The sequence below is a fragment of the Brumimicrobium aurantiacum genome, assembly GCF_003402975.1.
Lineage (GTDB): Bacteria > Bacteroidota > Bacteroidia > Flavobacteriales_D > Crocinitomicaceae > Brumimicrobium > Brumimicrobium aurantiacum.
Window position 1 is genome coordinate 577,623 of sequence record NZ_QURB01000001.1, and the last position, 22,853, is coordinate 600,475.

The 22,853-nt window shown below is 33.6% G+C and carries 21 protein-coding genes; 6 read left to right on the forward strand and 15 right to left on the reverse strand.

What is annotated here, in order from left to right; all coding sequences use genetic code 11:
• Positions 1-4: 4 nt before the first annotated feature.
• Positions 5-1,228 (reverse strand): hypothetical protein, encoded by a 1,224-nt coding sequence (locus tag DXU93_RS02560; RefSeq protein ID WP_116879673.1) that lies wholly within the window; start codon positions 1,226-1,228, stop codon positions 5-7.
• A 192-nt stretch (positions 1,229-1,420) separates the two neighbouring features.
• Here DXU93_RS02560 and DXU93_RS02565 point away from each other — a divergent pair, with 192 nt between their 5' ends.
• Positions 1,421-3,709, forward strand: a complete 2,289-nt coding sequence (locus DXU93_RS02565) for a T9SS type A sorting domain-containing protein (protein WP_116879674.1) — start codon at positions 1,421-1,423, stop codon at positions 3,707-3,709.
• A 52-nt stretch (positions 3,710-3,761) separates the two neighbouring features.
• On the forward strand, positions 3,762-4,886 hold the full coding sequence (gene hemW, locus DXU93_RS02570; RefSeq protein WP_116879675.1) for a radical SAM family heme chaperone HemW: 1,125 nt from the start codon (positions 3,762-3,764) through the stop codon (positions 4,884-4,886).
• Between the two features lie 7 nt (positions 4,887-4,893).
• Here the strand turns inward: hemW and DXU93_RS02575 are convergent, their stop codons facing one another.
• The 9 genes from DXU93_RS02575 to DXU93_RS02615 all read right to left on the reverse strand — a co-directional run bounded on the left by DXU93_RS02575 (position 4,894) and on the right by DXU93_RS02615 (position 13,132).
• Entirely contained in the window at positions 4,894-7,056 is a 2,163-nt protein-coding gene (locus tag DXU93_RS02575; protein ID WP_116879676.1) for a PKD domain-containing protein, read from the reverse strand.
• 31 nt (positions 7,057-7,087) lie between these two features.
• Complete coding sequence (locus tag DXU93_RS02580; protein WP_116879677.1) at positions 7,088-7,888, reverse strand: NAD(P)-binding domain-containing protein; 801 nt, start codon at positions 7,886-7,888, stop codon at positions 7,088-7,090.
• 79 nt (positions 7,889-7,967) lie between these two features.
• The gene (gene recA, locus DXU93_RS02585; RefSeq protein ID WP_116879678.1) at positions 7,968-9,005 is read right to left on the reverse strand and encodes a recombinase RecA; all 1,038 of its coding nucleotides are present in this window, start codon (positions 9,003-9,005) and stop codon (positions 7,968-7,970) included.
• Positions 9,006-9,129: 124 nt separating this feature from the next.
• Positions 9,130-9,594 carry a thioredoxin-dependent thiol peroxidase gene (bcp, locus tag DXU93_RS02590; protein WP_116879679.1) on the reverse strand — a complete coding sequence of 155 codons (465 nt, stop codon included), beginning with the start codon at positions 9,592-9,594 and terminating at the stop codon, positions 9,130-9,132.
• A 207-nt stretch (positions 9,595-9,801) separates the two neighbouring features.
• Positions 9,802-10,146, reverse strand: a complete 345-nt coding sequence (locus tag DXU93_RS02595; protein ID WP_116879680.1) for a DUF1801 domain-containing protein — start codon at positions 10,144-10,146, stop codon at positions 9,802-9,804.
• Between the two features lie 91 nt (positions 10,147-10,237).
• The gene (locus tag DXU93_RS02600) at positions 10,238-10,663 is read right to left on the reverse strand and encodes a PepSY-like domain-containing protein (RefSeq protein ID WP_116879681.1); all 426 of its coding nucleotides are present in this window, start codon (positions 10,661-10,663) and stop codon (positions 10,238-10,240) included.
• A 6-nt stretch (positions 10,664-10,669) separates the two neighbouring features.
• The gene (locus DXU93_RS02605; RefSeq protein ID WP_240623407.1) at positions 10,670-11,113 is read right to left on the reverse strand and encodes a PepSY-like domain-containing protein; all 444 of its coding nucleotides are present in this window, start codon (positions 11,111-11,113) and stop codon (positions 10,670-10,672) included.
• 58 nt (positions 11,114-11,171) lie between these two features.
• The gene (locus tag DXU93_RS02610) at positions 11,172-12,458 is read right to left on the reverse strand and encodes a sensor histidine kinase (protein ID WP_116879682.1); all 1,287 of its coding nucleotides are present in this window, start codon (positions 12,456-12,458) and stop codon (positions 11,172-11,174) included.
• Positions 12,455-13,132 carry a response regulator transcription factor gene (locus tag DXU93_RS02615; RefSeq protein ID WP_116879683.1) on the reverse strand — a complete coding sequence of 226 codons (678 nt, stop codon included), beginning with the start codon at positions 13,130-13,132 and terminating at the stop codon, positions 12,455-12,457. The genes DXU93_RS02610 and DXU93_RS02615 overlap by 4 nt, the downstream gene beginning before the upstream one ends.
• Positions 13,133-13,348: 216 nt before the next feature.
• Between DXU93_RS02615 and mfd the strand changes: the two genes are divergently transcribed.
• On the forward strand, positions 13,349-16,681 hold the full coding sequence (gene mfd / locus DXU93_RS02620; protein WP_116879684.1) for a transcription-repair coupling factor: 3,333 nt from the start codon (positions 13,349-13,351) through the stop codon (positions 16,679-16,681).
• Positions 16,682-16,879: 198 nt separating this feature from the next.
• On the opposite strand, the gene DXU93_RS02625 is transcribed toward mfd, so the two are convergent.
• Positions 16,880-17,869: a T9SS type A sorting domain-containing protein gene (locus tag DXU93_RS02625; protein ID WP_165851327.1), complete on the reverse strand. Its 990-nt coding sequence runs from the start codon at positions 17,867-17,869 to the stop codon at positions 16,880-16,882.
• 403 nt (positions 17,870-18,272) lie between these two features.
• Positions 18,273-19,256 carry a T9SS type A sorting domain-containing protein gene (locus DXU93_RS02630; protein WP_116879686.1) on the reverse strand — a complete coding sequence of 328 codons (984 nt, stop codon included), beginning with the start codon at positions 19,254-19,256 and terminating at the stop codon, positions 18,273-18,275.
• A 486-nt stretch (positions 19,257-19,742) separates the two neighbouring features.
• On the opposite strand from DXU93_RS02630, the gene DXU93_RS02635 reads away from it, so the two are divergent.
• The 3 genes from DXU93_RS02635 to DXU93_RS02645 all read left to right on the forward strand — a co-directional run bounded on the left by DXU93_RS02635 (position 19,743) and on the right by DXU93_RS02645 (position 20,842).
• Positions 19,743-20,093 (forward strand): single-stranded DNA-binding protein, encoded by a 351-nt coding sequence (locus DXU93_RS02635; protein WP_116879687.1) that lies wholly within the window; start codon positions 19,743-19,745, stop codon positions 20,091-20,093.
• A 76-nt stretch (positions 20,094-20,169) separates the two neighbouring features.
• The gene (locus tag DXU93_RS02640) at positions 20,170-20,496 is read left to right on the forward strand and encodes a single-stranded DNA-binding protein (protein ID WP_116879688.1); all 327 of its coding nucleotides are present in this window, start codon (positions 20,170-20,172) and stop codon (positions 20,494-20,496) included.
• A gap of 25 nt (positions 20,497-20,521) precedes the next feature.
• Positions 20,522-20,842 (forward strand): single-stranded DNA-binding protein, encoded by a 321-nt coding sequence (locus tag DXU93_RS02645; protein ID WP_116879689.1) that lies wholly within the window; start codon positions 20,522-20,524, stop codon positions 20,840-20,842.
• 145 nt (positions 20,843-20,987) lie between these two features.
• Here the strand turns inward: DXU93_RS02645 and DXU93_RS02650 are convergent, their stop codons facing one another.
• The 3 genes from DXU93_RS02650 to DXU93_RS02660 are packed head-to-tail and all read right to left on the reverse strand — an operon-like array spanning position 20,988 to position 22,818.
• Entirely contained in the window at positions 20,988-21,689 is a 702-nt protein-coding gene (locus DXU93_RS02650; protein ID WP_116879690.1) for a lycopene cyclase domain-containing protein, read from the reverse strand.
• The gene (locus DXU93_RS02655; protein ID WP_116879691.1) at positions 21,686-22,165 is read right to left on the reverse strand and encodes a sterol desaturase family protein; all 480 of its coding nucleotides are present in this window, start codon (positions 22,163-22,165) and stop codon (positions 21,686-21,688) included. Before DXU93_RS02655 ends, DXU93_RS02650 begins: the two co-directional genes overlap by 4 nt.
• On the reverse strand, positions 22,165-22,818 hold the full coding sequence (locus tag DXU93_RS02660; protein WP_116879692.1) for a carotenoid biosynthesis protein: 654 nt from the start codon (positions 22,816-22,818) through the stop codon (positions 22,165-22,167). Before DXU93_RS02660 ends, DXU93_RS02655 begins: the two co-directional genes overlap by 1 nt.
• Between the last annotated feature and the right edge of the window lie 35 nt (positions 22,819-22,853).

Consider the following 22,853-nt stretch of genomic DNA (forward strand, 5'->3'; position numbering starts at 1 on the left):
CCTTCTACTTAAAAATGATTTTTTCTTGCTTACTAATATTTTCCGTTGATGTTGAAACTGGAACTCCATTAATAAGGTGCACAAAATTAGAAGTTTTATTATTTGTTTTGAAAGAACTTGGATTAAATTGAACATTATCCAATGAATTAATTGAAAAATCACGTGTAATCACCTTACTTTCCTTGATTTGATAAGCACCTGAATTATCATCAATTTTATTCGTTACAAATAAATCACCATCTAATTCGAAATAAAAAACCGAAGCATCCGGATTTCTGTCTTCATTTGGATTTCCACTACATGAATTTAAAACATCAATTTTTCCTTTTTCATTTTCACCATAAATCTTCAAACAACTTGTTTTGGCATCATTTACCATAAAGTAAAATTTTCCATGATTAAAAACGCCTTTTCCTCTCGCTGTATATCGATCTTCATCCTCAACATAAGTACTTCCATCAAGGTTCAAAGTGTTAAATTCGGAAAATATAGGTTGAACATTATTCATTTTAAATGAAGATGCTATCAATTCATCTCCTTTTGGGGTAAAACCAATAAAGTTTGCGGATTGACTATTGCCATCTGTAGAATAATAACTGAAGTAAATAGACGAAAGATTTGAACCTGCGTATAAAATTGGATCAACCATTTCTTTCTTTTTCATCTTCATCTCTGTTGCAGGCGCTTTATAATGATAAACTCTGTTGTTATGATGCGTAATTGAAACGAATATATTTTCGATAATGTCTTCACTTTTGATTGGCAATTGGAAATAGAAAACAATTGATTCTGGCGTATTGACCACCTCTGTTAATTCCATTTCACTTGGAATTGTGTAGCCATAAGTACGTATCACCTTCAAAACATCAAACTTTGTAGATACAATATTCCCACTTTGGTTGATTTGGTGGTAATGAATGAAGTTTTTCTTTGGACTAAAGTTTTCAATTAAATAAACATAATCTGTTTCATCTGAAACAATCAATTTAGCATCATCTACACTTGGATAAATAATCTTATCCCATATTGCTTCTCCATCATGATTCAGTAAATTAACTTCGATATCATTTTTAGCTCCTGATAAATCTTTTGATAATAAAAGTGTACCATGGTGAGGCCACTCTACCATTTTATAAAATGGATATTTCCCTTTGGGCACTTCAACTTGAGCATAAATATTTGAAAAGGAGATCAAAAGAAAAATAAACAGACTAAGGAAATACTTCATTTTAATGGATTTTAATAATTAAAGCGTAAAAATACAGAATTATTCATTGGATGAAGAAAACCAACCTCATGAACCTATCACTCGTTATTTATTAAGGTGTTTGTTTAGTTTATTCAAAGTGCCCCTTATTCTCAGTGAAATGTATTTACTTTGTATATTGATGTTCAACAATAATCAGGAATTCTTCGAAATATGAAATTTAGTTTATTTGCCCTTCTTTTTATCATTGTTCTTCCATTATTTGCTCAACAAGGTGATGGTGGTGAACCACATGGTTATATCCAATTTTTAAAGTCTGGAGCTGAAATTCCAAGCTATGAATTTGACCAACCTAATATAGATGAATTGAGAGCCGAGGACGAAATCAACGATTCCCTTTTTAAAGGACCATGGCGATTTGGGTACAATCATGAAGTCAGTATAAATGTTGAGAACTCTGCAGCTTGGTTTACCCAAGAAAATGGAGATCAACTGGGCTTTATTAAAATCACATCGGAAGAAGCTCAAACCATCAATTTGTCGTTTATCAATTCAAGAATACCAGAAGGCAATGAACTGTATATTTATAATCCATCCAAAGACTTTATTTTAGGTAAATTCACTTCAAAGCATATTTACCAAGGTCAATTGGGTACAGAATTGGTGCCAGGAAGTACTGTTATTTTGGAGTATTTCGTCCCTCAATCAAATAGCAACAATATTGGAAATCTAGAAATCGCCAAAATAACTCATGGTTACCGAACAGCACAAGAATTTCGTACGCGTTCTTTCGGTTCTTCAGGAAGTTGTAATATGAATGTAAATTGTCCTGATGGAGCTCCTTTTGTAAACCAACGAAATAGCGCATTAATGATCATCACAAGTGGAAACCTTTCTTGTTCTGGAGCATTAATCAACAACACAGAATTTGATGGAACACCTTATGTTTTAACAGCTAACCACTGTAATGACAACAATCAAGCGAGTTGGGTTTTTAGATTCAATTGGCAGTCTGATGACTGTAACAACCCAACTTCTTCCCCATCGTTTGAATCTTTATCGGGTTCCGTTTTGCGTGCCAATCGATCTGAATCTGATTTTTTACTCGTCGAAATTACAGGAGGTCTTTCAAATGGAACAGTTCCTCAAAGTCATTCTCCTTATTTCGCAGGATGGAATAATGAAGATATTCCGCCTCTAATGTCGTTTAGCATTCATCATCCCTTGGGAGACATTAAGAAAATTTCATTTGATGACGATCCTTCAGTAGCTGTACAAGCGATGAATTCTACTGAAGCCAACAGTTCATGGAAAGTAATTTGGGATAGAAATACAACAACGCAAAGTGCTTCTTCAGGCGCGTCATTATTCAATCAAGAAGGGAAAATAATTGGACAGTTATGGGGCGGAAATGCAAGTTGTGATCCTACTTCACTAGATGAAGATTATTTTGGACGAATACACAATTCTTGGGAACCAACTGGAAGTACAAGCAGCAATCAGTTAAAACATTGGTTGGATCCAAATAATAGTGGTGTTGGTGAAATCATTGGTTTTGATCCTTACAATACTCCACTCAACGACAATGTTTCTATCATTAGTTTGAAAGGGTATAACGATAATCTTTGCGCTGATTCATATACACCAGAACTTAAAATTTTAAATCTTGGTGCAAATACTTTGACTTCATTAAACATCATGTACTCCTATAACGGAACAGTTCAAACCATGAATTGGACAGGTAGTTTAAGTACTTATTCTTCAAGTGTTGTTCAATTGCCTTCCATGACTCAAGTGGATGGTCAGAACAATATTGAAATACAATTGCTTGACCCGAATGGAACAACAGATCAAGACCCTTCAGACAATCAAATCATTGAAAGTTATGATGCTAATCCTTCGGCTGTTTCTTTAGATTTTGATTTTTACCTTGGCTGTTATGGGGAAGAAGTTTCTTGGAAATTGATTGATGAAAACAATGCGATCCTTTACGAAGGAGATGATTATTCAAATGGAAATACAAGCAATTTAGTTTCTGAAAACTTCTGTTTATTGGAAGGTTGTTATGAACTTATTTTAGAAGATGATAATGGTGACGGTGTAGAAGGAGCTGCTTACAACGAATGCGATTATTCTGGAAGTATGACCCTAACACAAACTGATAACGGCAGTGTTTTAGCTGAATTACTAGAAGCAAATGCCAATTTCGGTTCAGAAATCTCTTTTAATTTTTGTGTAGAAGACGTTTCATTAGCAAAAGAAACACTCGAAAAAAATGTATTAATTTATCCTAATCCTTCAAATGGATATTTTACCATTGATATGAATTTCGCGGGACAAAAAACCATCGAAATACGCAGTATAGCAGGACAAATAATCTCTATACACGATACTAATTCAGATCAATTGAAGGTTAACAATGCTCAGCTTTCATCAGGAATTTACTTGGTAAACATTTCGAGTTCATCAAACAGCATCACTAGAAAAGTAATAATAGAATAATACCACTCTTCTTTTTGTAATACAGCGCATAAATTATATGTAACTTTGCGTTATGGCAGGTATTTACATCCACATTCCATTTTGTAAACAAAAGTGTACTTATTGCGATTTTCATTTTAGCACGAGCTTTAAGTCTTATCGTGAAAAGATGATTCAAGCCATTTGTTTGGAGTTAACACAACGTGTTGACTATCTTCAAAATCAAAGTATTTCTACGGTGTATTTTGGTGGAGGAACACCTTCTTTACTTACCAAAGAAGAACTGAAAAAGATCGTTGATACAGTAAGTAAAAACTACACCGTTGAGGAAGATTTTGAATTTACTTTAGAGGCTAATCCAGACGATATTACTGAAGCACAATTAGAAATGTGGAAGGCAGCTGGAGTTAACCGTTTAAGTATTGGTTTACAATCTTTTCTACAAGAAGATTTGGATTGGATGAACAGGGCACATACTGCAATAGAATCAGAAAGTGCCGTTCGGTTAGCAAAAAAGTTTGGGTTTCAGCTCACCGTTGATTTGATTTATGGATTACCTAATCGAAGTTTAAACGATTGGAAAAACAACATTCAAAAATTAACATCACTTGATCCTGAACATATTTCTGCCTACTGTTTAACCATAGAAAAAAGAACAGCCTTACATCACATGGTTGATAAAGGAGATTTACCTCAGGTGAGTGAAGACGACCAATCGGAGCAATTTGAAATGCTCTTGCAGGAAATGAATAATGCCGGTTATCATCAATATGAGATTTCAAATTTTGCAAAAGGAGAAAATTATTCACGTCATAATTCAAATTATTGGAATGGCGTTGATTATTTAGGAATAGGACCTTCTGCACATTCTTTTGATGGTAAAAGTCGCCGTTGGAACATCGCCAACAATCCAAAATATATAAAAGGAATTTTTGAAGGTTTTAGCAACCACGAAGACGAAATATTGAGCTCAACTGATCAATTTAACGAATTACTTTTAACTGGCTTGAGAACAAAATGGGGTGTTAATTATAAGAAACTCTCCGAACTTCATAAACCTTCAGAAGCATTTATAAAACAGCTTAATTCTTTTAGATCCTTTGGATTAATTCAAGAAGAAACAGATACAATTTTATTGACTCAAAAAGGGAAGTTACAAGCTGATTATATTGCCGCTATGTTGTTTTTGGAGGAGTAATTTAAAATTACTTGAGTAAAGAGAAATGTCCTTGATGCTCATGGAAAATCTCCCTATGATTTCTATATTTTATTCTCCAAATATATACACCGTCTTTGGCAATTTTTCCATTTACTCTACCATTCCAACCTTCTTTTGTATTGGTTGTTTCAAAGATTTTTGACCCCCAACGATCGTAAATTTCGAATTGATAATCAGTAACATCATAAATAATGGGTAAAAACACCTCATTATAATCGTCGTTATCAGGAGTAAATGCTGTTGGAACATAAAATGTTGTTTGCGGCTCAACGAAAATCGTTCTAATCGCAGTGTCTTTACATCCAAACTCATTAGTTACTACTTGATATGGATAATGATAACCACCTTCTATAAACTGAAAAGACAAATTACGTTGGGTAGTATCTACTTCATCATTAAGTTGATAAAAATGTTCTTCACTATCAATACTATGATCACTAAGGAAAACTTCAGTTTCGAAAACATTTGTTACTTCTGGTGTTACAGAAAAATCTGCAATTGGCGGAGGATAAACCTTAATGTACATTGGCTTCTCTAATTTAAGTGTATCTATACACCCATCCAAAGTAATGATTTCGAGGCTCACATCGTATACACCTGCATGCTCGTATGTATGAATAGGATTGGCCAATATAGATGAAGCTCCATCACCAAAAGTCCATGTATATTCCATTGGCGAAGTAGTTACACTCTCATCTAAGAATTGTACTTCAGCAGGAGCACAAAACAAGCCTGACTCAAAATCAAAATCAACTATAGGTTGAACATGAACAGTTATCGAATCTTCAAAACTTTCCTCACATGTATTCCAAGTCACCGTATAGTTTATGGGATAAACTCCAGGAGCATTGAAAGTCACACCAGAAACATCCTCTGTAGAATCAATTTCAGGATTAGCATTTGGTCCAAACTCCCATAAAAAAGAAGCTCCATTTCCATAATCGCCTTCTCCTTCAAAGTCAAATGAGTTCCCATCAATACACTGATCCTCTGGAGGTTCAAAATTCACATTTAAACTTTCATAAACGTTGAAGTCTTGAACTGAAGAATCTGAACAGGGCCATCCTGGATTCATATATAGCGTTACTTGATAAGTTCCTTCGGAAGGAAAAGTATACGATGGTTCAAATTGAGTACTTGTTGCATTAGGATCGGTCGGCACCCCAAAATCCCATAAATAATTCGTTCCTCCATAACTGTTATTTTCAAAGTTGATGGTTAATCCATCACAAAAACTATTAAATGAGGGTAGTTCATCTTGAGGAACGATTTCAGCCGCCGCAGAGATATCACAATTAAAAACAGTAAACAAGAAATCTCTTTTAGTTGTACTGATTAAATTCCCATTTCTGTATTCACTTACACATACTCCTACTACAAATTTCCCTACTAAATCTGGAGATGCAACCATTAATCCTGTATTTGGATCAATTGTAATGGGACCATTCACCCCAAAAGGAATTGTTTCATTAAATCCATTTTCCCAAACGACGTAGTTTGGAGGTGGGTAATTCGGAGGATTTGGTGCAGGATTAGCATTCGAACCACCATGGTAAGGAGTACATAATTCATACACTAAAATGTCTCCATCAGGATCAGTTGCTGAATGATCAAAAATTAAATCATCATTATTACATAATAATAGCGGTGGATAATTATCAAAACTAGGACTACTATTACAAGTAATTCCCGAAGCTGTTCCTGGAATCTCAGCTAATAAAGTTAACCCTTCACTATCAGGATTCATTAAATTGATGATTCCTGGACCACGACAGCATCTTTCATAAGTTACGATATAACCATTTTGATTTGGAGGTAAAGTGATAACATGCGTATACTCTGCTCCTTGTACACAAATATCATCTGGTGGTGTAACACATGGATTACTAAATTCTACTGGTAAGTTGATACTTCCTGTAAACGGAACCGCTTCCGTTGATATTCTATTATTTGTTCCTTTTTCAAAAACACCTAAATACAATGGTATATCAAACCCTGCTCCATTGCTATTGCAATCTCTGTAAACTTTGATTGTTATCTTGTATTGATCATTTCCCAAACACTCATAAGAAATCTCTCCTCCAACAATATGGGAAGCCATAATTTGAAAGCTAAAAAACATTAATATGATTGCAAGTAGGTGTTTCATTCCTACTAAATTACATAAAATACTGTACAATTCAATACTTGAATTCAGGAAAAGTATACGGATCTAAATACCTGAAATTGAACCCATAACAATTCGTTAGTTTATCATTTCCAATAATCTTATATTCTTTTTCTTCTTCATCAAATAAAGGAAGTTCCATATTGAGTTGATTCGCTGCAAAACTGTAGTAATCCCTTTTTGTAGGATGTTTTGGTGCCGCAGCATTTAACTGTTCTCCCCAGATGGAATTTTCTAACACAAAGTTTATCAATCGAATACAGTCTTCTTGATGAATTAAATTAACAGGTTCATTACCTCCGCTTATTGTTCTTCCAGACATATACTTTACAGGATTTCTGTCTTCCCCCACTAATCCGGACATGCGTAATATTGTTAATCGATCACCCGAAAAATCACTCAGTATTTTTTCGGCTTCAATTAAAAAAGCGGCGTTTCGCATTGTTCCATCTAAAGGATCATCTTCTGTTACAATTTGATTTTTATTGGCGTATACTGAAGTTGAACCAATGAAAATAATTTTAGCCGAAGAATTAAGTTGTTGCACTATTTTAAGCAAATAATTTCCGTAATTTTCTTTTAAACTTGAAGGTGGAATATTGAGCAAAAGCACATCACATTGATTGAGCCATTCCTGTTGCGTATAATTTTCTTTGGTGAGTAGATGCGTGTGAATTCCCTTCTTTTGAAGTTGTTCTATTTTTTCTGGTGATGTCGTTGTTCCGTGAACTATTTTTCCTTGGCTTATCCAGTCCTCAGCTACTGGTGTTCCTAACCAACCACAACCTACAACTCCGTATATCTCCTTTCTCATAAAGTTTCTAATTTAAAAATGTAAGGTAACAAAAAAAGGTGTGAACGAATCCACACCTTTCCACATAAACGATATGCAATTACACTTCCTCCCCTTTGGAAGCAAGAGCGTCTTTAATCTTGTTTTCGAGTTCAACCATCATTTCTTCGTTATCCGCAATGATTTGTTTAACCGCATCTCGTCCTTGGCCCAAACGTGTTTCTCCGTAAGAGAACCATGAACCACTTTTCTTAATTACATTTAAGTCTACTCCTAAATCTAAAATTTCACCTACTTTAGAAATTCCAGCACCATACATGATGTCAAATTCTGCTTTTCTAAATGGTGGAGCAACTTTATTTTTTACAATCTTTATTTTTGTTCTGTTACCAATCACTTCATCTCCGTCTTTAATTTGACTCGATCTACGGATGTCAACACGAACAGAAGAATAAAACTTCAAGGCATTACCACCAGTTGTCGTTTCAGGGTTTCCGAACATTACACCAATTTTATCTCTCAATTGGTTAATGAAAATACAACATGTACCGGTTTTATTAATAGAACCAGTAAGCTTACGTAATGCTTTAGACATTAATCGTGCTTGAAGTCCCATTTGACTATCGCCCATTTCTCCTTCGATTTCCGCTTTTGGCGTTAATGCCGCAACAGAATCCACAACAAGTAAATCAATTGCACCTGAACGAATCAAGTTGTCTGCAATCTCCAATGCTTGCTCACCATTGTCAGGTTGAGAAATAATTAAGTTATCTGTATCAACGCCTAGTTTTTTTGCGTAGAACTGGTCAAATGCGTGCTCTGCATCTACAAATGCTGCAATTCCACCTTTCTTTTGTGCCTCTGCAATTGCATGAATTGCTAAAGTCGTTTTACCAGATGATTCTGGTCCGTATATTTCAACAATTCTACCTTTTGGAAAACCGCCTACCCCTAATGCAATGTCTAAGGTTACAGATCCAGATGAAATGACCTCTACGTCTTCCACTGCTCCATCTCCTAATTTCATTACGGATCCTTTTCCATAAGTTTTGTCCATTTTGTCCATTGTAAGCTGAAGTGCCTTCAACTTATCTTCGTTTACTTTCGCTTTTGCGCTTGCTTTTTTCGTGTCTGCCATATCGTTTATTTTTAGCAAATTTAGGTGTGTAGAACGTAATCTTTTTACGTTCTGGTTAAATTATATTGATTTCGTTCTTTTACAAATGTTTCAACATTGATAATCAACTTGTTGAAAGCAAATATTATTGATTAAATTTTTCAATGATTTCTTCAGCGTGGGCCTTAGTTTTAGGCTTTTTGATGATGTCGTGAATCTTCCCTTCTTCATTAATCAAAAAGGTTGTTCGGTGTAACCCATCATATTCTTTCCCCATAAATTTCTTCAATCCCCAAATTCCATAATCTTGAATTACTTTTTTCTCTGTATCTGCAATTAATGGAAATGGTAATTCGTGCTTGTCAATGAATTTTTGATGACGTGTTTCATCATCTGGACTTACACCTAAAATAACTATACCTTCTTTTTCTAATGCGGCATAATTATCACGTAAGTTACACGCTTGATTTGTGCATCCCGGTGTCATATCTTTTGGATAAAAATACAAGGCTACTTTTTTACCTTTGTAGTCTGAAAGTGAAATTTCTTTTCCATTTTGATCCTTCGATGTAAATTCTGGAGCCTTATCTCCTTTTTCTAAATGTGTCATTTTGATATTTATTTAAACATTTGTTTGACGAAATTATAATCAAATATAAGAACAATATTTTAATTCTCGCCTATTTTGATAATTATTTCAAATAAAACACAACAACCTTTGCTATGTTTATATTTAAGTTAGCGAAAAATATTAAATCAAAAATAAAGAAAGGGTAAAATCTTTAAAACGGTATAAATAAAACTTACGAATGCACGACTAGTAAAGACTTAAAGCGCTTTGAATTATTTCTTCCAATAGCCGAATAGGAATATCTTTTTCAGGATGAATAGGTAACACTTTCATTTTTTTTCGGGTGCCTTGCTGCAAAGCTTCAAAATCTAATTCATTGCCTTTAACCATTAATAAATAAGGATGATCACTTTTCTTATCCACCATCAAAAAACAAAGCATTTTATTTTTAAAACTATAACAAGGTGAACCCCATTTAATGGATTCAGAAATGCCTTCATTTTGTTCTAAAATGATTTCTCTAAGTGCCAAAAGACAACTTTTATTGGGTTCTTCTTTCGACAAAAAGAAATTGTGTGTTTTATTTTCCATCGCTATTGATCAATGTGTAACAATCGGACTAAAGTAACAAAAAAACGGTTTGAGGAAATCCCCAAACCGTTCTAATAAATCTATTCAATGACTAGTCATCAATGCTTAAAAAATCACCATCAGTTGTGAATTTTAATTCAACACCATTGTCTAGTTCAACATGTTGGTTATTATCATCCAACTCCCAATCAGTGATTACATTCGAAGGATAGTTTTCAGTAACGTAATGACTGATCTTCGCTGGAATTACACTACTCGGCAACTCAGTTTCACTTTCAACTTCAATAATTTCTTTTTTCCTATTGAACTCCAAAGAAACATTTCCATCGAGCTGAACATCATAAGTCTTCGTAAAAGCATCCTTGTCTTCAATACTTTGAAGAATAGTATGACTTGGGAAATGAGTTGAGATGTAATCATTAATTTCATCTGGTAAATCACCTGAGGAAATTATTGTCTCCTTATCACAACTAACTAAAAACATCATCATTGCAAGGAATATCATTAACTTTTTCATAATTATCTATTTAAAAGAAATAACACTTCCGTTTTCAGAAAAAATCACATCAACATCTTCACTTCCTTTTTCCAATTCAACTTCATAGGAAACCTCTTTTCCAGAGACTAGTTTTTCTACATCATCAATGCTATAACCTGGATAATTTTTGGTAATTGCTGATTTCACATCACTTGGCAATTCACTTTGGGAAATTTCCTCTGTATATCGAATTATCGTTCCATCGGCACTAAACCAAGCTTCAAAATCTTTACTCCACCCTATTTCAAATTCAACATTGTATTGTTCTCCTTTCATTTCCCATTCGATATCTACTGCTTTAGGAAATTCTTTTTTGAAATTATTAACGACTACAGATGGTACTTGATTTTGCGGAATATCTTGTGCAAATAAAGTTCCTGTTCCAATTAATAACGCTGCTACGAGTTGTATTGCTTTTGTTTTCATCATTCTTTGTTTTTTAATTATAGTACAAACATAGCCTACGAATCTGGAAAGAGTTTGGAATCTACTCTTCTGCAAGAATATTTTTGAAATCAACTTTGAAAGTATGGTAACTTTCATAAAAATCATAATCAATTTTTAGCCCATAAGAATCACAAACCGCTTGACTTATCGAAAGACCTAACCCCGTATTATTTTGATTGGATTGGTCTTTTACAAAACGATTGAATATATTTTTTGAATTCAATTCGGCTTGATGACTCGTATTGCGAATAATGAACATTTCATCGGTAAATAAAATGCGTATGCTCCCTCCTTCAAAATTATGGAAAATAGCGTTCTTAATCAGGTTAGAAATTAATGCTTCTCCCAAGGCGGCGTTCATTTTCACTTTGAGTTCAGTACTTTGATCGACGGATATTTTTATCTTCTTAAAGGCCAACAACTCTTCATAATTGGCGATATAATTCTCAGTTATCTCATTTATGGAAACTGTTTCTGTATCAAGAAACTGCTTGTTTTCAATTTTTGACAATAACAATAAGGACTGATTCAAACGCTTCATTCTACCTGCAATGTCAATAACTTGTGCAATGGTCTCTGCGTCTTCATCTTGCAGTTTTTTAGACTCGAGTAATAATTCCAAACGTCCGATAATTATCGCAATCGGCGTTTGTAACTCATGAGATGCGTTTCCTGTAAATTCTTTCTGTGAAATATAAGCTTCTCTTGAATGACTGATCAAAGTGTTGGCTGCATGTTCTAGTTGAACGAATTCAGAAACGGTAGAATTAATTTTTAACTCATCTTCATTACTGTCTAATCGATAAGTTTCTAATTGATTGAGTAGATTGTAAAAAGGATTCCAAACTTTTTTCAGTACGTAATTATTCACAATTGCAATACTCACAATGAGGATTACAAATAGTGTTACCACACTCCAAAAAGAATCTTCTATTAAATCATCCTCTTCCACCAATGAAGAAATTACGGTAATGCGATAATATTTCTGCTTATGTTCAAAAGCAGAATGCAATAAACGCACAGGTTCAAGATCACTTTCATTAATGCGATACATCATCGTATCCTTGTAAATATCTCGAAATTCAAGGGCATCGCCTTTTTCTATTGGGCGAATTCGAAAGTTATTTCCTCCAAAATCATGATGTTCTAATAATGATGGATCATCATATACTTTCATCAAAAGCAAAATACGATTGTTGTCAATTCCATCATCAATGCTGTCTCTGATTTCATCTTTGAGGTTGAAATAGAAAATGATAGACCAAATTCCAATAATGAGGAAGAAAACGCCTGTTAAATAAATTAATGACCGATTTAATAATTTCATTTTTCAACGAGTTTATATCCAACACCATAAACCGTCTCAATATTTATTTGCGCTTGATGTTCTTCTAATTTTTTCCTTAGATTCTTAATTTGATAATAAATGAAATCAAAATTATCTGCTTGATCGATATGGTCGCCCCAAACGTATTCGGCAAGTGCGGTTTTGGTTAAAAGTCGATTTTTATTGCTTAAAAAGTAGTTGAGAATGTCAAATTCCTTTTTGTTAAGGTGGACAAACTCATCATTGATTTTGAGGCTTCGTTCAAGTATTTCAAGGCTCACATTTCCAACTTCTATACAATCTTTTCCTTCTAGCTTTTTTCTACGTAATACGGCTTTAATTCTTGCATTGAGTTCTGCTATATGAAAAGGTTTTGCTAAATAATCGTCTGCTCCAAGCGCTAATCCGTTCACCTTATCATCTAAGGCATCTTTAGCCGAAATGATAATTACATTTTCAGATTTATTCTGATTTTTTAATTCCTGCAAAAGGTCTAATCCGTTGCCATCGGGCAACATAATATCCAATAAAATACAATCGTATTCGTAAATAGAAATCTTGTCGATAGCAGAATGATAATCAATTGCTGTCTCCACAATATATTTCTCTTTTAAGAGCGACGTTTCAATCGTATCCCTTAAACCTTGCTCATCTTCAATGATTAAAATTTTCATATTTCAAAAATACAACAGAAACTTAGAAAGAATCTGGAATTTTGGAATAGGGTGAACTTTTATCTAACCGATGGTGTTAAAACCTAGATTTTCGAAGCTTTCTTCTGAGTGTGAACCTTCGACTTTTAAGCAGAATAACAATTAAATAATATAGCAATTAAAAACTAAATTGTTATAATACAATGTTCGATTAACTTTGTACTCACAATTAAGCATATGAAAATAAAGTCGGTTAAAGCAGAATTTCACAAATCTACGGGAGTTATTTCTACGGTTGAAAAATTACAACAAAAGTCGGTAAACATTCAATGGAAGGGAGTTGTTGGTGCAAGTAAATCATTCAACGCAAGTGCTGTTGCAGAACAAGTCCCAGGACATCATTTATTTATTCTTCAAGACAAAGAAGAAGCCGCTTATTTTTTGAATGACTTACAAGGAATGTATCCCGATGATGACCGTGTGGTTTTTTATCCTGCCTCTTATAAAGTTCCTTACAAGTTAGAGGAAGTCGACAATGCTAATGTGGTAGGGAGAGCAGAGGCTTTAGACAAAATCACGAAGTCGCCAAACTCTTGGATTGTAACTTATCCAAAAGCACTTTTTGAACGTGTGCCAACCAAAAAGAAACTATCCACAAACACTTTTAAAGTTGAAAAAGGAAAGGACTACGATATTGAATTTTTGAATGAATTTCTACAAGAAAATGAATTCAATATTGTGGATTTTGTCTACGAACCAGGACAATTTTCAATTCGAGGAGGAATTTTAGATATTTTCTCTTATTCTAACGATCAACCCTTTCGATTAGAGTTTTTTGGAGATGAACTCGAGACCATTCGTACTTTTGATCCTGTTTCTCAATTGTCGATTAAAGAACATGCTTTTTTTCATATTGTACCGAATATTCAACTTTCATTAGACCATGAAGAAAATGGAAGTTTCTTGTCTTTCGTAGGCAATGACACGACCCTTTGGATGAGTTCATACAAAGAAATTAAAGGTCAACTGGATACTGAATATAAAAAAGCGACAAAGATTTTCAATGATTTACCAGAAGACACTGTTTCGCACAGTAAGCCTTCAGAATTGTATTTTCACCCTACGGAATGGGAAAAAGAATCTCCATTGTTTTCACAAATTGAATGGGGACCAGATTATACCAATAAAGATGCAACGGTAATTTCTTTTAACGATAAGCCACAACCGGCGTTCAATAAGAACTTTGATTTACTTACGGAAGACCTTAAACAAAGGAAGAAGCTTGGTTATAAAAACCTCATCTTTTCTAATCAGCCAAAGCAAATTGAGCGTTTACTTGATATTTTTAAAGATATTAAAGCTGAAGTTGAATTTACGCCAATTAATAACGCAATTCACGAAGGTTTTATAAATGAAGAACTAAAACTTGTTTGCTATACTGATCATCAAATTTTTGAGCGTTATCACCGATTCCGTTTGAAAGAAGGATTTAGACAAGCAAAGCAAGCTTTAACCTTAAAAGAATTACATAATCTTCAAAAAGGGGATTTTGTAACGCACATTGATCATGGTGTTGGTCGATTTAGCGGTCTTGAAACCATTGATGTTAATGGAAAACCACAAGAAACGATTCGTTTGGTATATAAGGACAATGATGTTTTATATGTTTCCATTCACTCTTTACACCGTATTTCAAAATTCACGGGGAAAGATGGAACAGCGCCATCGATGAATAAATTGGGAACACAAACGTGGGCTAAACTGAAGAACAAAACCAAGAAGAAAATCAAGGAAATTGCCTTTGATTTGATTCAATTGTACGCTAAAAGAAAGAGTCAGCCCGGTTATGCATTTACGCCAGATACCTATCTCCAAAACGAACTTGAAGCTTCTTTTATTTACGAAGATACTCCCGATCAATTAAAAGCGACGGAAGCGGTAAAAGAAGATATGGAAAAAGACACTCCGATGGACCGATTGATTTGTGGAGATGTAGGATTTGGAAAAACAGAAATTGCAGTCCGAGCAGCGTTTAAAGCCGCAACAGATGGTAAACAAGTAGCTATTTTAGTGCCAACGACGATTTTATCACTACAACATTATAGAAGCTTTAAAGAACGTTTAAAAGACTTTCCTGTACGTGTGGATTATGTTAATCGATTTAAGACCACTAAGCAAACCAATGAAACTTTAAAAGACTTGGCAGATGGGAAAATCGACATTTTAATTGGAACGCATAAAATAGCCAGCAAAAACGTTAAGTTTAAAGACTTAGGCTTAATGATTATTGATGAGGAACAAAAATTTGGTGTTTCGGTAAAAGACAAATTAAAGACTTTAAAAGCGACAGTTGATACTTTAACTTTAACCGCAACTCCGATTCCTAGAACTTTGCAATTCTCGTTGATGGGCGCACGAGATATGAGTATTATCAGCACACCTCCGCCCAATCGTCAACCTGTTTTAACGGAAGTTATTGAATTCAATGAAGAAATAATTCGTGATGCCATTGCGTATGAAGTGAGTCGAGGTGGTCAGGTTTATTTTGTTCACAACAGACTAGAAAATATCCAAGAAGTTTCTGGAATGATTCAGCGCCTTTGTCCGGGAGTTCGCGTAGGAATTGGTCATGGTCAGATGGACGGAAAGAAATTAGAAAAGATCATGATGGGCTTCATTGAACACGAATATGATGTTTTGTTGGCCACCACAATTATAGAATCTGGAATCGACATTTCGAATGCCAACACGATGATAATCAATAATGCCAACAATTTCGGATTGAGTGATTTACATCAATTGAGAGGACGTGTTGGAAGGTCGACCAAAAAAGGATTCTGTTATTTAATAGCGCCACGTTACAACATGTTGACATCAGAAGCACAGAAACGACTCAATGCCTTGGTTCAATTTTCTGATTTAGGTTCAGGATTTAGTATTGCGATGAAAGATTTAGATATTCGTGGAGCTGGAAATCTTTTAGGAGGAGAGCAAAGTGGGTTTATTGCGGATATTGGATTTGACATGTATCAGAAGATCTTAAACGAAGCCATAGATGAATTGCGTCAATCTGAATTTAAGGAATTATTCGAAAACAGAAACACCGATGATTATCAACAATACGTGCAAGAATGTGTGTTGGAAACGGATTTAGAGATTCGAATTCCAGATGATTATGTCAATAATGTTTCGGAGCGATTATCGCTGTATCAAGAACTAGATAGTTTAAATACAGAAGAGGAATTAAAATTGTTTGAACAGCAGTTGACCGACCGATTTGGACCTATTCCTTTGGTGGTTGAAGATTTATTACAATCGATACGTTTACGTAGAAAATCGCAAGAAATAGGCTTTACGAAATTGGTGATTAAATCCGAAAAAATGATTGGGTATTTCCATGAAAATCCAGAACACATTTATTATCAGAGTCCAATATTTACGAAAGTTCTAAACTACATTCAAACCAATCCTAAGGGAGTTACGATGAATCAAAAGAACGATAAGTTACGACTTGTATTTATGAATGTAACTGGAATTGATGATGCTTTGGAGAAGGTGAGTAAGATTTAATTTAAGAATGAACGTGGTGAGTCTATAGTTCAACTTTTCTAACAAAACATTACTTGGACTATTTTGATGTCCAAATTATTATTACTCAAATTACAACTGCTTATAAAGAAGATGATGAATTAAGATGTTGGTAAAACTATACTAAGAAACCAATTACTTAATTCATCATTCATAGTTGATAATTCATGATTATTTTAACTATTTCTTCACCAACCTTAAGCTATTCTCTCCGGAGTGTACAAAGTATAATCCTTCAGTTAATTGTGTAATGTCTAATTTGGATATACTCCCTAATTTGGTAATTGAAACTTTAGAAGTTACTTCAGCTCCCATAGCATTAAAAATGCGAAGGTCACTATTTTCATCTAATCCACTTATTGTTGTAAATCCTGTTGATGGATTAGGAAAAGCATTCATTTCAATTAGCGTATTGTTTTCAACAGCCAAGATATCAAATGTCTCAAATGCACCATCAAAATCTGTTTGTGTCAATCTGTAATATGAAATTCCAGAAACAGGTGAGTAATCTGTATAATTATAATCGATGACACGAGTACTGTTTCCCGCTCCTTCAATAGTTTGAATAGTTTCCCAAGTCATCCCATCTGCTGAACGTTCAATGGTGAAGTAATCGTTGTTTAATTCACTTGCTGTTGACCAGCTTAGATCAACCTGTTTTTGATTAAGATTAGCATCAAAAGACAGAAGTTCAATAGGAAGATTTGAAGTAGAACCGTTGACGTGAATCGTTTTGTTATGTCCTTGAAATTGAACTTTAAGCTTAATTTTTTCAAAATCTGCTGTAAGCATACTGTATGTCGCACAAGCTGCTAATCCATTGATAGAATAAGTGGAAGATAATTTATTGTATTCTTGACCTACTGAATTTGTAATATTAAAAAATGATGATTTACCATCAACTTTAAAATCTCCTTGCAATGTCCAAATACTAGGATATCCACTATGCATTTCATTACCATTTTGATAAAACTTTACATCCGTATCATATTGTACCTTTACTGTACACCCTCCATTATTCTGCGTAACAATAACATCTGTGGCAGTCACTTCAACTTGTAACTCTATTCCATTGTTCCCTTGAGCAGTAGTACTAAACATTACGCTTTGACCTTGCACTACGAAACTTAAAATTAAAAAGGATAGGGTAGTAGCTATTAAACTTTTCATCGATATATTATTAGTATTCATCGACAAATGTAAATCATTAATCTGTAATTTAACTATGTTTGCATAGTTTTATTTTCGATTAAACTAATTAATGATTAGACTAAACATCAAATTCAGTCGACGAATATATATCCGAAACATCAATAAAAACGATAGGTTCAAACCAAATAAAGTCTCGACAAACATAGTTATTTCTTCGACGAATGAATAACATATTTATATTCAATCTAAATAACAAAACAAGAGATTCATCGTATTTATAAGTGAAATACGGATTAGATAATTTTTAAGGAAGCGGTATTAAGAACATTTATTTGAAAAACATAAAGCGGAGTTTTACAAATATTCAAACAAAAAAAAGGTTGATTAAAAACCAACCTCTTTACTATATAAATGATTTAAGTTATTGCTTCACTATCTTCAAACTTTGATCACCACTACGAGCAAAGTATATTCCTCTTGGAAGATAACTCATGTCCAAAACAGTATGACCTCCATTCCTTGAAATATTAACCTTACTAGAAACTTCAACGCCCATTGAGTTACAGATATGCAATTCAGTATTTTGATTTAAACCTGTTAATGTTGTTAATCCAGAAGTTGGATTTGGTGATGCTTGTAATTTTGTAAGTTCATTATTGACAACTGATAATACATCAAAAGTCTCAAATGCCCCATCAAAATCTGTTTGAGTCAATCTATAATATGAAATTCCACCATAAGGAGAATAGTCTGTCCAAGTATAGTTTAAAACTCTAGAACTATTTCCAGCTCCTTCAATAGTTTGAACAGTTTCCCAGTTCATTCCATCGTTTGAACGTTCAATAGTAAAGTAGTCGTTGTTTAACTCACTAGCAGTTGACCAGTTTAAATCTACTTGTTGGTTCACTGTGTTAGCATCGAAAGAAATGAGTTCGATTGGGAGAGTGGAGTTACCAGTTACATATACAAATTGTCCACCCTTATAACCTTGACCTCCAATTTCAAATTTAAGTGTATTACACATCAAATCCTCAACTGATGCACTGTTAGGGTCAGAAAAATCAGACCACATATTACCACTCGAAACACCTGAACCTGAACCTGTACTATTTGAAAGAGGAAAATAAGCTTCTCGACCATCACAGTAAAAGTAACCTTGCATTGTCCAGAAACTATATGAATTCTCCTTACCGTTTTTGTTATAAGCTTTAATACTATAATCAAATTCAACATCAAAATTATACCCTTCTGAATTTTGTTGGTTAATTCGTATACCTGTTGTTACCAATTCTATAACAACTGTCTTATTTCCTTGTACCTTGAATGAGGTTGTAAAATGATATTGTCCAATTGAATGTGGAACAAAAACTAAAACTAGGAATAAAGTAAATAATAAACGTCTCATTGTGCGTGCATAATTTAAATTCGGTGCAAATATACACTCTTTTTATTTATGTATGCATAACTTTTGTTACATAAGACATATATTTTCTTAGATGAATATACATTATGACACGATTAATTATGAATTAACTTTATTCAATCACCTTATTTTATTGAGGTAAAGACAAAAACAATTTTAGACTAACACCGTAATTCATACGATATATAAATGTTTATTTATATCAATTCTAAATAACACGGTCCTAAAAAGCTGATTCTAACAATCTTTTCAAATAATTACATCGTAAAAAATTTAAACTTTTTATAAATCACCTATGGCATTTATATCAGTCACATAAACGGTTTTAATTACTTACAAACGAAAATTAGTCGACAACAATTAATAAACAACCAGATAAAGCTCAGTCCTTACCCCAACTTTGCAGTGTCGACGACTGAAAGACAGTCTGATACATGTTCAAACCATTATTAATTAAAATTTACAGACATGAACACATTAAGAAACACAGTTAGTTTAATCGGTAATTTAGGTGCAGATCCAGCAATCACACAATTTGGAGACAATAATTCACTTGCGAGATTTAGTGTAGCAACACACGAATCGTATAAAGACAAAAAAGGTGAATGGGTAAATAACACGACATGGCACAATGTTGTAGCATGGGGAAAAAATGCAGAACTATGTAACAAACTCTTAAAAAAAGGTACTGAAATCGCCTTAGAAGGAAAGCTTGTTAACGATTCATTTGAAACCAAAGAAGGTGAAAAAAGATACAAAACCGAAATTTCAATGCGAGAATTCATGGTTTTAGACCGCGATAAGAAGCAAGAAAAGTAAGCACTTAACCAGGTTTGGATATCCAACGAACCGGGTATCCAAGCCTATTAAATTTTAACCTTTAAACACATATATCATGAAAGTACAACAAATGAATCACGTAAACTTAATCGGACAAATGTCATCAGCGCCAACCTTTGTAGAACTGGATGGTGGCAAAAGAATTGCACGATTTTCATTATCAACTAAAGAATCATATCTAGATGATGAAGGAAACACGAAAAACGCCAAAAATTGGCATAAAGTAACTGCTTGGGGAAAATGGGTGCCTGTTCTTGAACAATTAGGAGCAAAAGGACAAGCCTTAGCGATAGAAGGGAGGTTAAGATCTCGTTTTTACAACGCCAATGGAAAACGCCAATCATTTACAGAAATAGAAATCAATGATTTGGTAATTCTTTAAAATATTCACTTAAAAACTAGAAATCATGAGAAATCAAGTACAATTAATCGGAAATATAGGTATTGATCCAGAAATCACTAACTTCGAAAGTGGTGCAAAAAAAGTACGCTTTACACTAGCCACAAACGAACGTTATGTAGATAAAAATGGTAAGCAACAAGATAAAACGTTTTGGCATAACATTCATGCTTGGGGACCAACGGCAAATTATATTGCAAAATCGGGTAAAAAAGGTACACAACTTGCAATTACAGGAAAGTTAGTCACTAGAAACTATTTATCAAAAAAAGGTGAATCAAAATCTTTCACTTCAATCGAAGTAAAAAATGCTGTTGCTTTAAGTTAATACGAAACGAATAAAAACCTCTTACTATTCAATCACGATTTTACTACAATATCTAATGGTAAAATTGCTGCTAACCTCCTAAATCACATAAACGGTATGCAGCCATCTTAATAGAATAGGTTACAGAAAAACACGTGGTATTTCGCTACGTGTTTTTTGTTTTTATATCCCATAAGCTTCTTAAATATTCATGGACAATAACTATGGAAAACAACATAAAGAAGTTATAAAAAACGTCTTCTATAGGAATAGATAGTATACGAAAATCTATTATTTCATTTTCATTGTACCACACCACTGGATGATCTGTTGCAACACCTGTAAGTATTCCATTAACAATTAAGAACGGAATTTGAGTAATTAAAAAAGCGACAATAAAACTAGAATACCATTTAGGAGTAAATCCAAAATAAACAATCCAATTAAGGATTCCCGCGCCTAACAATGCAACAAAGGTATACCAATTTCCACTATACAGAATGGACATTACTATACAAAACACAGTAAATATTAATGAGAAATAATAACTGAATCGTACAGGTTTAAAATTTGGAAAATAGGCTTTTACAACCTCATATATAAACACACAAGCATAAGGTATAGTAAAAAAGAACAAACATTCTTCAATGGGCAAGTTAAAAAAATAATAGCCAGAAAGATATTCTTCATTAAAGCCCCAAACCCCGATATCCGTAAAATAAATATCCCAAGCGATAAACAAACTTCCTATCACTAAAATGGAAGGGAAAAGCGTTTTCCAATGGGAATAAAAATGAACTTTTTTGTCAAAAGATAAAAGCAGTGGACCAGCAATACTCAAGATATTTATCCATAGGTATAAACTCATATTTTCTTGTTTTTGAGGTGATATGCTTTCTTTGCTTCTTTATAATACTTCATCGGCACAATCAGCATTCCAAAGCAGGAACCATGATGCTTACCTCTTTCTTTATGATGAACTTTATGTGCTTTTCTAATGGCCATAAAATAGGGACCATCTAAACCATCCATAAACTTAAACCTTCGGTGAATATATACATCATGGAAGAGAAAATAAGCTAAGCCATAAGCTGCTATTCCGAATCCGAACCAAACAAAGAAATATCCATCATACATAATTCCCAACATGATCAATAACCAAGAAGGAATTGCATAAATTAGAAAGAATATGTCATTTTTCTCAAAAGGTCCAGGCTTTGGCTGATGATGATCTTTATGGAATTTCCACAGAAAACCATGCATGATGTATTTATGATTAAACCATGCGCTAAACTCAGTTAATACAAATGCTAAAATGAATACAAGAGGTCCCCACCAATACATTACAAAACAATATTTAATATGAGAAAAAACACAAATTGTAGAATATACAAAACAGTTGCTACTGTATTTTGTTCACCTAATTTCATAGAAAAATAGAGTAATTGAATAACGAAAGCAATCATAAACCATCCCACAAAATTTGAAAAGGGTATATCCCCACTCCACGTCCAATAATCACTAATAATTGCAATAGGCTCAATTAGTAAATCTAAAAACAGCATCAAAAAGGTGCCTAATACTGCTTTTAAAAACCAATGAATTTTGAATCTTTCGGCAATTGAACCCGAAATTATCGTGAGCATTACCCAATTAATTCCAATAATTAAAGGAACTCCATACAATATTGGTCCAAGGTTATTTCCATAAATATAATTTCCAAAAAGTAATCCAGTATGGACACCTATCCATTCAGCTACCATACCGATTGAAAACCCAGCTACAACAAAAGTGTAAAAACGAAGCGAATGATTTTTTAAAGCCAATAATAGAACAATAAATGAAATCAATAAATTCATGAAGGAAAGCGGCAAAAAATCTTCACGAAAGGAGGAAGTGAGCCCAACAATTCCCACCAAATAAAATATTACCAATATCAAAATTAGCACTAGTGATTTGTATTGATGATATTTTTGAGACAACTCGATTGACTTCATATTACTTTGCAAAAAAGAAAAACAACATCCAACTA